This window comes from Agrobacterium sp. 10MFCol1.1, assembly GCF_000381165.1.
In the GTDB taxonomy this organism is placed as follows: Bacteria; Pseudomonadota; Alphaproteobacteria; order Rhizobiales; family Rhizobiaceae; genus Agrobacterium; species Agrobacterium tumefaciens.
In genome coordinates this window covers 164,382-177,533 of sequence record NZ_KB906076.1, presented here as the reverse complement: position 1 = coordinate 177,533, position 13,152 = coordinate 164,382, and the positions used below count along the sequence as shown (strand labels likewise).

Annotated in this window: 10 protein-coding genes; 2 read left to right on the top strand and 8 right to left on the bottom strand. The window is 55.8% G+C overall.

Features of this window, described 5'->3' with window-relative positions:
• Positions 1-506: 506 nt before the first annotated feature.
• Positions 507-1,514, bottom strand: coding sequence for a sensor histidine kinase (locus F617_RS0114250; protein ID WP_019565741.1), 1,008 nt, complete (start codon positions 1,512-1,514; stop codon positions 507-509).
• Between the two features lie 156 nt (positions 1,515-1,670).
• Between F617_RS0114250 and F617_RS0114245 the strand changes: the two genes are divergently transcribed.
• Complete coding sequence (locus F617_RS0114245) at positions 1,671-4,805, top strand: response regulator (RefSeq protein WP_019565740.1); 3,135 nt, start codon at positions 1,671-1,673, stop codon at positions 4,803-4,805.
• Positions 4,806-5,146: 341 nt separating this feature from the next.
• On the opposite strand, the gene F617_RS0114240 is transcribed toward F617_RS0114245, so the two are convergent.
• From F617_RS0114240 to F617_RS0114215, 6 genes are all read right to left on the bottom strand, one after another.
• On the bottom strand, positions 5,147-5,353 hold the full coding sequence (locus tag F617_RS0114240) for a hypothetical protein (RefSeq protein WP_019565739.1): 207 nt from the start codon (positions 5,351-5,353) through the stop codon (positions 5,147-5,149).
• Positions 5,354-5,560: 207 nt separating this feature from the next.
• Positions 5,561-6,097 (bottom strand): NUDIX hydrolase, encoded by a 537-nt coding sequence (locus F617_RS0114235; RefSeq protein WP_019565738.1) that lies wholly within the window; start codon positions 6,095-6,097, stop codon positions 5,561-5,563.
• 498 nt (positions 6,098-6,595) lie between these two features.
• A complete protein-coding gene (locus F617_RS0114230; RefSeq protein WP_245260799.1) occupies positions 6,596-7,120 on the bottom strand; it encodes a hypothetical protein in 525 nt (174 codons plus the stop codon).
• A 412-nt stretch (positions 7,121-7,532) separates the two neighbouring features.
• A complete protein-coding gene (gene gdhA, locus F617_RS0114225) occupies positions 7,533-8,882 on the bottom strand; it encodes an NADP-specific glutamate dehydrogenase (RefSeq protein ID WP_019565736.1) in 1,350 nt (449 codons plus the stop codon).
• An 89-nt stretch (positions 8,883-8,971) separates the two neighbouring features.
• Positions 8,972-9,874, bottom strand: coding sequence for a DMT family transporter (locus F617_RS0114220; RefSeq protein WP_196811686.1), 903 nt, complete (start codon positions 9,872-9,874; stop codon positions 8,972-8,974).
• A gap of 181 nt (positions 9,875-10,055) precedes the next feature.
• Entirely contained in the window at positions 10,056-10,481 is a 426-nt protein-coding gene (locus tag F617_RS0114215) for a GreA/GreB family elongation factor (protein WP_026330856.1), read from the bottom strand.
• Between the two features lie 519 nt (positions 10,482-11,000).
• On the opposite strand from F617_RS0114215, the gene rnk reads away from it, so the two are divergent.
• Positions 11,001-11,414, top strand: a complete 414-nt coding sequence (rnk, locus tag F617_RS0114205) for a nucleoside diphosphate kinase regulator (RefSeq protein ID WP_019565732.1) — start codon at positions 11,001-11,003, stop codon at positions 11,412-11,414.
• A gap of 416 nt (positions 11,415-11,830) precedes the next feature.
• On the opposite strand, the gene F617_RS0114200 is transcribed toward rnk, so the two are convergent.
• Positions 11,831-12,790: an AraC family transcriptional regulator gene (locus tag F617_RS0114200; RefSeq protein WP_019565731.1), complete on the bottom strand. Its 960-nt coding sequence runs from the start codon at positions 12,788-12,790 to the stop codon at positions 11,831-11,833.
• Positions 12,791-13,152: the final 362 nt, after the last annotated feature.

The window sequence follows — 13,152 nt, the reverse complement described above, 5'->3', positions numbered from 1 at the left end:
GCCTTGAAGGGATCAGAACCACTGAGCCGTTCCAACGCACAGATGAGATGATCACTCGGACCTCAATCCAAGCCAACATTTCTCAAATGCATTCAAGGAGCATCTCTGTCATTCGCCCAGGAGCTACGAGCAGACAAGTGCTCCGTTGCACGACATCGCTCTTGGTAGTGGGTCGTCGGCATGGTTTGTGTTTGTCGCTATTCGACCGCAAAAGCGAAGACACCGAGATAGCCTATTGGACAAACTCTGCCTTGAGGAGAATGGCCGTCATCACCACTTAAATGGCCGAAAGACACAGGGATAACGATGTCCATGTTGTCACTACGCAACCGTGCGACACTCTGATTACCAATATTCAGTCCCTCAGAACGGTGAGGCTCCATCAGTTTTGGTGGAGCGCGCGTCGATGCTTCCCCGCAAGGGCGCCCAGCCTGTCGGTGGTTGGGACTTCGGCTTTTGTCTCGGCACGCCGGGTGCTTGAGGGCCAACTCTCGGTCCCCGATCATTTATCCAGAAAGATGGCTTTCTTTCATCCTTAGCGTTACAACGACTCCGCCCTCTACCCAGTTATAGTCGATTGATCCACCGAGTTGTCCAGAGACTGTCCTGTGCAACATCTTACTGCCGTAACCGTCTGACGACCTAGGCGACTGGGCAGGGTCGCCTCCGTGTTCGCTCCAGACGATCTCGACCTCGTCTTCGATTACAGAACCGGATATGTCGAGCAATCCCGCATTATTCGACAAGGCACCATATTTGAGCGAATTCGTTGCCAACTCGTGTATCACGAGTGCCAGGCTGGTTGCAGCCTTCTCTCCTAGTCCCATCCGCGGCACAGCAACGCGGATGCGACCTGCAAAAGCTCCGACGTCGTCGTAAGGGGCAAGCAGCACAGCAAAGAGGTCACCGAGCAATGCCGATCTCCCCTGGCCATCGGGGAGCGGGCGCACCAGTTCGTGGGCCCTGCCAAGGGCCGTCAGTCGCTCAGTCAACTGCTTTGCCATTTCCTCTTTTGTTTCGGTCGTCCGCGAGGTGATATTTGTTAATCCAGAGGCCAGAGCCAGAATGTTCTTAACGCGATGGCTCATCTCGCCGGCGAGGAGTTCATGCCCTTCCTCCGCCTGCTTGCGGCCCGTGACGTCAAGAAAGATGCCTGTCATTTTTTCGGTTGCAGCGTCGCCCTCGTTGCCCTGGCCTCGAGCGGAAATCCAACGAACGTCGGAGGCGTTCGTGAGAATGCGGAAATCAATTTCAAACGGGCCGTCGATGGCGCGGGTTGCGACGAACGCCGCCCTGACGCGGTCTCGGTCGGCGGGATGCACCTTGGCGGAAAGATGCTCGAAAGTGAGGTCTACCTCGCCGCAAATGTCCCAGAGTTCGTAAGCCTTGGCATCCATCACAAACGTGTCGTCATCGACGATCCAGGCCCAGAGCGCGACCCCGGCCGACTGGATAGCACGCCTGAGCTCGGCTGTACTCCATTCAGGTTGTGATGTGCCTTTGCTCAATTTCAAATGTCTCCCACCCCATACAAAAGCTCGCGTCGATCTAGAACCAGCTGGCCAGCGAAGCGTTATTAATGTTCTACGTAGGGTGTGCTCTATTGGGATGGAAGTGGAATGGCATTAATTTCGGACCGGTATCGGGACATATTTGTTGGCGATGGAGAGATGGCGCAGATGATGCGGCGCCATGATTGGGCGGATAGTACACTTGGTTGTCCGGACGAGTGGCCCGAAGCGCTGAAGGTCGCAATTCGGCTGTTGCTCACCTCAAAATTTGAAATGTGGCTTGGCTGGGGTCCAGACATCGCCTTTTTCTATAACGACGCCTATAGGCCGACCTTGGGAAATAAGCACCCCAACGCGCTTGCTGTGCCGACAAAGATATTATGGTCTGAAATCTGGAATGATATCGAAGGGCGCTTGGAAACCGTTTATTCAAGCGGAGAGGCAACCTGGGACCGCGCGCTGCTCTTGCTTCTCGAACGCGACGGGTATCCGGAAGAAACGTATCATACCTTCTCTTACAGTCCGCTGATCGGAGACAGTGGCAAGGTCGAGGGCGTCTTCTGCGCGGTCACGGAAGAAACCGAGCGGGTCATCAGTGAACGCCGCCTGGCAACTATGCGCACCCTGGCGTCTGGCCTTGCCGTGGCCGACACCGAGGTCGAAGTCTTCAACGCTTCACGCAAAGCGCTTAACGACAACCCTCAGGATCTTCCCTTCTGCGCACTTTATGTTTTTGACGAGAACGGCAATGCGATGCGCCGGTGGGTTTGCGGCACAGCTGAAGACGACACTTTATTGCCCGTAACAATAAACCGTGCTGTGGGTATCTGGAACCTTGAACGCGCCTGGCAAAAACAGGCCATGGATCTGATAGAGTTGTCGGCCACAGACGTCATCCCGTCGGGGCCCTGGCAAAGAGCGCCATCTCAGGCTGCGGTCATTCCTTTGGTCGGACAAGCCAGCGACCAACCCAAGGGGGTAATGATCACCGGGCTCAATCCGCATCGGGCGGTCAGCGACGATTACCTGGATTTCCTTAAATTGATTGCCGGCCAGATCACCTCGCGCTTGGCGAGCGCCGAAGCGTTCGAAACAGAACGTCGACGGGCAGCGGCGCTTGCAGAGGCTGCTGAGATCCGGGAAAAAGCAGCGTTGGCACTCGAGCAGCTCAATCGTCAACTCTCCTCAGAAGTGGAACTTCGGACCGCGGAGCGAGATCGGATGCGCGCCCTGTTCCAGCAAGCCCCAAGTTTCATGTGCATCCTCAGCGGGCCTGAACACACGTTCGAGCTGGTCAACGATGCCTATAATCAACTTGTCGGGCATCGCGAGCTCCTTGGCCTCAGCGTCAGAGAGGCGCTGCCTGAGATTGCCGGGCAAGGCTTCTTCGAATTGCTCGACGGTGTTTTTCGATCGGGCACGCCGTATATAGGTCGATATGTGCCTGTTTTCCTTGAACGGGATGGCAAGGAGCAGCCGGATCAGCGCTTCGTACATTTGATCTACCAGCCAATTTTTGATCTTAACGGATCAGTGACCGGGATTTTCGTTGATGGCTTCGATGTTACGGACCAAAAGCGTGCTGAGGATCAGCTTCAGAGCCTTAACCACACCCTTGAGGAAAAAGTCGAGCAGCGCACTATTGAACTGAGAACTGCGCTTCTGAAGCTAGAGAAAGAAACTGTCGAGCGCGAAACCGCACAGATCGCGTTGAGGCAGGCGCAAAAGATGGAAGCGCTGGGTAACCTCACAGGCGGCGTGGCGCACGACTTCAACAATCTTCTCCAGGTCGTGAGCGGCAACCTGCAGCTTCTCTCCAAAGATATCGACGGCAATAGGCGGGCAGAACAACGCCTGCATAACGCCTTGGCCGGCGTTGCCCGCGGCGCAAAGCTGGCATCGCAACTTTTGGCCTTCGGCCGCCGTCAGCCGCTCGAGCCCAAAGTCGTCAATGTTCGAAAACTCATCCAGAATATGGACGATATGCTGCGCCGGGCACTGGGCGAAGAGATAGAACTCGAAACCGTTGTCTCCGGCGGGTTATGGAATACGCTGATCGATCCGAGTCAGCTGGAGAACGCCATCCTTAACCTGGCAATCAATTCGAGGGACGCGATGGAAGGCCGCGGACGATTGACAATCGAGACCGGAAATGCGGTTCTCGACGACAATTACGCCCGTTCGCACGACGATGTCCGTCCCGGACAATATGTACTCGTTGCAGTGACCGATACGGGGTCAGGAATATCGCCAGATATCATCGAGCATGTCCTGGAACCGTTCTTCAGCACGAAAACGGACGGGAAGGGAAGCGGCCTCGGTTTGTCGATGGTTTACGGCTTTCTTAAGCAGTCCGGCGGCCACCTCAAAATCTACAGCGAGGTCGGGCATGGGACGACCATGAAACTCTATATGCCGCGCACGGTGCAGGTCGAAGACAGCCTGAGTGATCCAGAGGCCATTGCGGTGACGGGTGGCACTGAAACTGTTCTCGTGGTGGAAGACGATGACGGCGTTAGGGAAACATCGGTGGCGCTGCTGACGGACCTTGGTTACCGCGTCCTCCAAGCGAGAGACGCACAGTCCGCATTCGCCGTCGTCAGCAGTGGCGTTCAGATCGACCTGCTGTTCACGGACGTCGTGATGCCGGGCCCGATGCGCAGCACAGATCTTGCGAGGAAGGCCAAGGCTCAGTTCCCAGGCATGGCCGTGTTATTTACCTCAGGCTACACCGAAAATTCGATCGTCCACGGCGGCCGGTTGGACGCTGGTGTCGAGTTGCTATCCAAACCCTACACGCGCGAGGCACTGGCCCGCAAAGTCCGCCACGTCCTGAACAACGCGCAGCAACACAGGATTGCCTTGCAACGGATGGAGCGCCAGGAGCCCGCGCCTGCACCCGAGCAGGAGCCGCGTGATAGCCGCCCAACGGTGTCTGCAAAACCGCATGTCCTTATCGTTGAGGATGAGCCGCTTATCCTGATGTCGACGGTCGACATGGTAGAGGAGCTTGGTCACACGGTGCATGAGGCCAACTCAGCGGAAGATGCCCTCAGCGTCCTTGAGACCAACAGGATCGACATGTTGCTGACAGATGTCGGTCTGCCCGGCATGTCCGGGATCGAACTTGCAAGGCATGTAAGGGAACGCTGGCCAAACGTGCGGATCGTTTTCGCAAGCGGTGACGACAACGCCAAGACAGCCTCGGGCATTTCCGATGCGCAGCAATTATCCAAGCCTTTCAGTATCGATGGGCTGCGACAGGTGTTGGGTAAGGCCGATCGGACCTTGTGACCGCAATTTGGCTGGCATGGCTCGCGCACGGGTATATCCACGTTTGCCATCGCGCTGTTTGGCGATGGCAGCCTGCCACTTGCGCAAGGTTGAGTATCCAGTCCCACCTGCGCTGTTGACCGCCGGGTCATCACGATTGTGGAACTGGATCTGTGGAGATACCTTGATGCCCCCTGGGCAAGCGAGGCCACGGCACCCTTCGCCGGTTAATGGGCCTTCCGGTTTTTATCCGAAGTCGACGCCCGCGCGGCGTAAGTCACAGCTCGACCGACAAGAACCGCGCGGCATAGAACACCACCAGCTCGATCCGGATCAGCCGTCCGCCGCGGGGCACGAGATCACTAGAGGCTGACGCCCTCCAGTTTCGCGATCAGCGTGTTGCGATCCTCAACCGATTTCAATCGCACCGTTAGAGCTTCGCTCTTAACCGGTACCTGGGGCGGCAGAGAGACGGCAATGCCGGGAATATTTTCGGCAGCCCACCGCCTGAAACGAGGCAACTTGTTGGGGCCGCTGATAGGAAGGGTGTGAATATATCTGAAAGTCATGACTGCTTCTTTCCGAATGCGGGCAATGCCATGGCACAGGCGGCCAGATTTGCTCCGCAGTTTTCGTGTCGGGTTGCGAGAAACCTGACGCCAATGTCGCGGTCGCAACTATTGGCGCCAGGCAATCAGCGTCCGGCACTAACCCTTCGGATAGGAAAGACGTAACGCATGGTGAGCGCGAAACCCGTTAACTCCATCGTCGGCATATCAGACACCAGAACCCTGCCGCTCGCTCAACCCCAGGATCAGGCGGCCAGAGTGACGGCGGGCATGCCAGCACCCCGGCTCTGCATCGAGCTTCCGTACAAAATCGGCAAGCGCGATATCACCCAGCCTGTCCGCCGCCGCTTGTGGAGAAAACCATCGTCTTTTTCGGTGCGCTTTTTCGCGCCAGTGGGTCAAAGTGCCACGCACGTTCATACCGAATATCGTGACACAGCAGACAAGCTGAGGCCCATCGTTGAGGGTCTTGATGTATCTGTATGTCATTACCGGAGCCGGGGACATGTCGCCAATAATTCCTGCCACCTTGAACGCATGTCGCGAGGCCATGACGAGGGGCGGACATGCTTTCACGAGCGGGCCATTGGGCACGATCCAGCGCTCGCGCTCACGGTCCGTGACAAGCAGCACCTTGCGCTCGCCGTCGCGCCCGATCCGCCAGGGAAGTACTCCGACCTGCTGCAACTGACCTCTGTCATCAGGTGACGAGACGATCCGGCTTGCTGTCGTAGCGCCTGTCATTGTCCTGCGGTCTCCGCAAGCCAGCGAAAGGGCAGCCGGAACTCGTTGCGCTTGCAACTATGAGGCTTGCGTGCGGCTCTCAGTGGAACAGAGGTTTCACACCAAGGGCACCGGGCCGCGGCACCCGGCAGTTGACGGTTGCAGGCAGGGCAGACTGGAAGGGGGCGAGGGTGGGACATTGAAACGCTCCATGGCTACGTCGCGCGAGCGACGCATTACGAACCGCACTTTCAATTGCGTGGTTCCCGGAGCGGCTGGGTCTATGGCGGCGTTAAAGGTTCAGTGCTGCCAGCTCCGGGTTAGGGAACGTGCCTGATCAATAAGCCTGAAAAATACGGATTTCATGGTCGTTTTCATGATGCTTATCTGGGCAAGGATCGCGTTGCCTGCAAGGTGACCTTTTGCCGCACGACAGGAATGATGTCGGACCATTCGCGCCAAATCGTACGTGAACGAACCTCGTGACATCCACTCAGCGGCAACAAGCTCTGCGTCACTTTATAGCCTTACTGTCAGACCCAGAGCTTTTCGCTTGAACGCGCGGACGACGGTCGAGACATTGATGGAGGTTTTGCAGACGTAGCTGTTATCGAACAACAGACCTGACCGGTCGTTGCACAGGACTGACGATTCGAGCGCCTGCTCAGCTAGGTTGCGCCCCCACTCGTTGTGGAAGAACGTGCTTCCATCGGTAAAGCCAAGCCCGGTGCTCTGGTATGTCGGTCGAGCTTGTAGCGATCTTACGGCGGCAAGATAAGCGGCATCATTGTCCGACCTGCGTCCAGCTATCAATGCTTTTCCCAGAGATTTCCGATCGATGCTGGGACGCCTCCAAATAATGAAGCGGTTCTCAACCAGATCAATGTACTCATCGAGACCAGCAACGGGGATCGAGTGGGCGGCGACAGGTTGATAGAACATGAATGGATCGCTCTCTTCGGCGGCCGCATTCGCCCGGAAACACATAACCGCTTCGAGCGATGCCACTATCTCCGGCCAGGCTTTAAGGACGGAGGACATCACCTGAGGGTCGACTCCAGCCTTCCGCCAGAGTGCATGTATTAAAGCCAGAGCAATCCACCGTGGCTCGCCTGTCGTCTCGTTAGCCGCGTTAGCAATCGGTGCAAGGCAGGCCTCGTCCTCACATAGGATAGCGGCTACGTCAGCCAGAGTAGCATGATCAAGACCAAAATTGGTCTTGGCAAGCAGGGCAGGAAACAAGGTGGTAACCTCTGAAAAACGCCTTGTTCTCAACAAAGAGAACAAAGACCAGTGGAGCGACTGAATTGGCGAACGACCCGATCGCACGCGTGCGATCGGGTGACGCTCCTGCTTTGAGGGGCAGCGGCTCCGGTCTGGCTTGAGGTCCAATAATCATCACCGATGCGTTCCTCCGGGACAGCATGAGTCGAGCTGGGCCGCCGCTCGTGATCGCCTAGATGACCCCTAACGCGTCCATAGCTTCCGCGACCCGAACAAATCCGGCGATGTTTGCACCAAGGACGTAATCGCCCGGCGCGCCATATTCCTCGGCTGTTTCCGCGCAGACATCATGGATCGCACTCATGATGTCTGCGAGGCGCGCCTCCGTTTGCTCAAACGTCCAGCTGTCACGGGAAGCGTTCTGTTGCATTTCCAAAGCAGACGTGGCGACCCCTCCTGCATTAGCGGCCTTGCCAGGCGCGAACATGACGCCTGCCGCCTGAAACAACCTTACAGCCTCGGGAGTCGACGGCATATTTGCACCTTCTCCCACCGCGATGACGTTGTTTCTGACGAGCGTCTTTGCGTCTTTACCAGTCAGTTCGTTCTGCGTTGCACAGGGCATAGCCACGTCACAGGGGACATCCCAGATTGATCCTCCCTCTACAAAGCAAGCGTCCGACCCCTTGAGCTTCACGTATTCCGAGATGCGTCCTCGGCGGACCTCCTTGATCTCCTTGACCAGGGCGAAATCAATCCCGCTTTCATCAACGACATAACCGTTTGAATCGGAGCAAGCGACAATCTTCCCGCCGAACTCGCTTACTTTTTCCATTGTATAAATTGCAACGTTGCCCGAACCAGAAACCGATACACGCTTTTCTGAAAAGTCCATTCCTTTGGAGGCCAGCATCCTGCGCACAAAGTAGCTCGCCCCATAACCTGTCGCTTCTTTGCGAGCGCGCGAACCGCCATAGAACAGGGCTTTCCCGGTCAGGACACCCGCCTCAAATCGATTGGTGAGCCTCTTGTACTGGCCAAACATATAGCCAATCTCACGACCGCCGACACCGATGTCGCCAGCGGGAACATCGGTGTATTCGCCAATATGTCTATGAAGCTCAGTCATGAACGACTGACAAAAGCGCATAATTTCGCCATCAGATCGTCCGCGCGGATTGAAGTCGGATCCGCCCTTCCCTCCCCCGATGGGCATACCGGTCAAGGCGTTCTTGAACGTCTGTTCGAATCCGAGGAACTTGATGATACCGACGTTGACCGAGGGATGAAACCGAATGCCGCCCTTATAGGGACCCAAAGCAGAATTGAACTGCACGCGGAATCCGCGATTGATTTGGACCTGACCGTTGTCATCCACCCAAGGTACACGAAAGATGATCTGCCTCTCCGGTTCACAAATCCGCTCGATGAGGGCGTTTTCCGCATAACGCGGATGTTTAGCAATGACTCTTCCAAGGCTCTCGAGGACTTCGCGCACGGCCTGGTGGAACTTGAACTCTCCTGCGTTTCGGCGCAAGACTTCGTTGAGAATGGGTTCGAGTTTTTCGTCGACGTGAACCATCAAATACTCCGTTTTTTTAATAGCTTAAGGAAGATCGGCATGGGCAAGGCAGCCTGATCACTGCCGGCGAGGGTGACTGCCTTGACTCGTCAGACATAGGGGTTCTTTGACCTCACTCGCTCGGACATCATCGCCTGGAAGTTCGACAGCAGGATTATGCATCCGCCGATGACGACCCAGGCGTCTACGCCTTCTCCGTAAGCGTAGAACCCGACGACCGCAGCCATGGGTACACGCAAAAAATCGATAGGCATGATGACAGATGCATCGAGGCGCTTAAGCGCCTGTGCCTGGCAGTAATGCGCACTCAAGGCACCAACGCCGGCAACCATCATCCACGGAATATCGGACAGGCTGACGTCCCTCCAGTCCGTCAACGCGGCCAGCAGTCCCAGCGGCAGTTGAATGAGGATCATCCAGACCACGATGATTGCTGGTGAGCATTCTTTCGTGAGCTGCTTGACGAGAATTAAGGAAAGCCCATAGCCGGCGGCCGCCAGCAGCACTAAACCAGCAGCCGGATCAATGACGCCGAATCCTGGACGCACTATCACCAGAACACCGATGAAACCGCCAAGGGTTGCGAGAAGCCGCGGCCCGGTTAGCTGCTCCTTGAGAAAAAGCCAGGCGAAAAATGCGACCCAGATCGGCATCGTAAATTCGAGTGCAAAGACCGAGGCCAGTGGGAGAGAGACCACGCCGATGGTCCAGAAATACTGGGCGGTGAAGTGAACGACGTTTCGGGCGAGATGCCTTGGAAACAGTTTCTTCTGAAGGATCTGCGGCAGGAGTGACCGTCCCACCAGCAAAATTACGCCGAGACCGACGAGAGCCCGGAAAAACAGTACCTGTCTGATCGACAAGGTCGATGCGAGCTCGCGAGACCCGACAGCCATGCTTATGAAGGACGCCATGCTCAGCGCCATCCAGCCAAGTCCCTGCGCAAAACCTGCCCGCCCCCGCATTCCAGTAAAATGTGTGTCTTTTTCCATGATTGCTCCGGACAGCTTGTGCTGCCGCGATAAGGGAAGCCTTGGTCCACTTTTGTTGGCCAAACATCTGAAGCACCATACGAAACAGATGTTGTTGGTGCGTTCAAAGGGCGGAGGAACGTGCGCAAGCAAGCGCAGACATCCGGTCCTGCAGACCTTTCTTGCGTCGATATCATCGCGTTCAGAGGTGGCTGAAGGCTTCCGCGGCTGCTCGTCGTAAACCGGCACGGCCGACCCGGACGACAGTCAATTGATTTCTGTGTCCATCGCGAGAATTCCACTCCCCGCGCTGCCCGGGCTTAAGGCCCAAGAGCGCCACGCCAACAGGCGTCAATACAGACAAGCGGCCCGCGTCTGCCAGCACTTCATTCGGGAGAACAAGGGTAACCTGACGTTGCTGCCCCTCTACATCATACGAGACAGTTGATCCTAGGCAGACCGTGTCGAGCGAGACCTGTTCGTCTGCCAAGACCCAGGAGTTTTCCAGCTTCTCACTCAAGTCGGGGCCGACGTCGAAATCATTGGTCAGGGCCACGAGCGTCAGGCGGCTAAGTGTGTGAAAGTCTGTTGCCCCGATTATGGGCATGGTTTGGCTGAGTGAAGACATGTTTATTGTGACCTGCGCAACAACCCCATCGCTAGAGGAAGGGCGTTGACTTGTTTGAAGAGAGACTTGCCGCAGATGGTAAGGCGAACGTGTTGACGTAGCCACTCTGGATCCGGCAGGCGACAGTGGCCGGACCCGGTTACGATCCTGCGATGGGGCAGACCCTGAAAGCGCTCACTGCGCGTCTTTTGCTCTCATTCAACATCAACCTAGCATTTATGGAAGGTGCCATGAAGTCAAGGGCACTTGCCGAGATCAAAAGCGCCGGGCAGCGTCTCACGGAGCGCTTCTTGACTTCCCCCTCAGGCATGCCATGATTAGGGCACCATGTTGAAAATTGGCAATTCACATAAATTTCGCCTCTGCCGAGAGTATCCCGTCGAAGGATACTAGCCCGGGACGTAGACTGCTGTCGCGCGTCTGAACCCGGGCTTTGATCCTGCGGGATTGCGCGACCTCACCCTCCACAAGCAGTCTTTTTAAAACGCAGCTATTCGGCCGCGGTACGAGGCATATGAAATGAACACCACTGATTACACAAAGCCGTCCATCATCGTCCGGCAGACTGACCACGCTCGTCTGACCGCTCTTGCACTCGCGGCACCGGGGCGCGACCTCGACGATGCCGAGAAGTTGCTTATCGAACTTGAGCGTGCTGATGTCGTAGAGGATGACCAGTTCCCCGCAGACGCAGTGGCGGTCGGATCGACGGTATCCTACCTGACGGAAGGCGGAGCCAGAAGGACGGTAACTCTTTGTTACCCCGGCCTCGCCGACATCGAACGCTCAATGGTCAGCGTGCTGACCCCGATTGGAGCTGCTCTTCTTGGTCTTTCTCCCGGACAGCAGATCGAGTGGAAGGGCCGTGACGGGCATACACACAAGTTGACCGTCCTTGAGGTGACGGCCGACCTAAAGGTCAACGCCTCTTAAGACCCTCATTCCGGATGATACGAAAACCCGTTTACAAATTGACGGCGACCGTCCGCAATCCACCGATTGACGAGGTCACAATTCAAACGTCGCGAGGTAATCGCGACTAGTGCGATCCCAATCGATGCCAGAGAGCTTCATCTTCCACTCCCTTGATCGGCCATCTGTCCCTGAATGAGCCGGCAAGCTTCGATCCATGCATATCGCCTTGCGTTTCAACGTCAAATGAACATCACCTGAATATCTGAATGAGCTACTAGAAGCGCAATCGTTTCGGCACCCATCGCCTCTCTCTCGAAGTTGTTCGAGGAGCAGGTGGCGGCTCAGATGGTTATGCTTGACTGATGTCACACATCCTGCAACGCCATCGCCACGCCGAAAAACGAGGCGGATAAATGCCATGGACGATCCAGCGCCTAAAGTTCGCCCTTCCGGTGTTGAGATGGGCTGACCCCAAATGCTTTTTTGAAGCTCTGGGTGAAGGCACTTTGGGTTGCAAATCCCCACGTCCGAGAAATCTCCTTTACGGACCGATCCTTATTCCGATCGATCTCATCGCGAGCTTTTTGAAGGCGCAGAGCAAGCTGATACTCACTTATTGTTTGTCCCACGCAGTTCAAAAAGGAATATTGCAAAGAACGAACACTGACCCCGCTCAGGCCCGCCAAGAGTTCAGGAGAGCTTCTAGCCGCTGGGTGCGCATGGATATAATCAATCGCTCGACGGACCTGTCGTGGAGCAATGACGGGCACAGGCGCCTCAAGTTTTTGCGTGTAGTTGTTCGGATAGTTTAGAAGAAAACTGTCAACGATCAGATTACCCATACTCGGAGACTGCTTATTCAATGACCTGGCGATTCCTTGTAACGGTGAACCGTTCAGCATTTGAACAAGAGCCGGAAGCCCTTCGAGTTTGCCATGATCCAGAGCGCGTTTGCTAAATTCGATCGGCTGAACCACAGGCCGATCGAGCAATATCGACATGCGTCTTGATAATAGAGCGTCTGAGATAACGACTGTTGAATGTTCGCTACCATCAAGGACATCCACGCTATCGGCGTGCCGGTAGCCAATGACCTGATTAGCCGCAATCGATAGCCTTTCACCCCGGAAGTCATATTCGGTCGCTCCCTTGCTCGCGAAATTAAACAGAACAGCGTCGAACATCGCAATGGGAGTAACGCGATACGAACCTATGGTCGCCGACCATTCGAAGAATACTTCATCGATTACGGCCAGTTGACCGGTGACCCCGTAGTTGTCGTGTGAGCCCAGTGGCATGACAGCGACGGGAGCATACGCCTCACTCAGATACTCTTCGACTTCCCCAATATCTCTCGACGAGATCTTGAGCTTTTTGTACAGCCCGTCCGACATTTCCCGCACATCCCAACACAGGTTGACGTGATAAAAAGCGCATTAGGTACCAACTCAGATCACCTGAAATGGCATCATATGTCCCTATAATAACCAACGGTGCGGCATCATTTAGATCTGGGAATCAACCGAGGGTATTGCTCCATTTCGGTCGTAATCAGTCATGCTTGCAATCAGCCTCTGCGTTGCGGAAGACGTTCTCAATGTCTAGTGAACGGTTCAGAGGACATTTGTCCGGCACGCTGGCAATAGTCGCAAAAAAATTGCACCTCAGAAACACACCTGCACTTTACAGGTGGCTCATCGGCTTCACGCGCCTTTTGAGAGTGAGAGTTGTCGACTATTCTTAATTATAAACATTG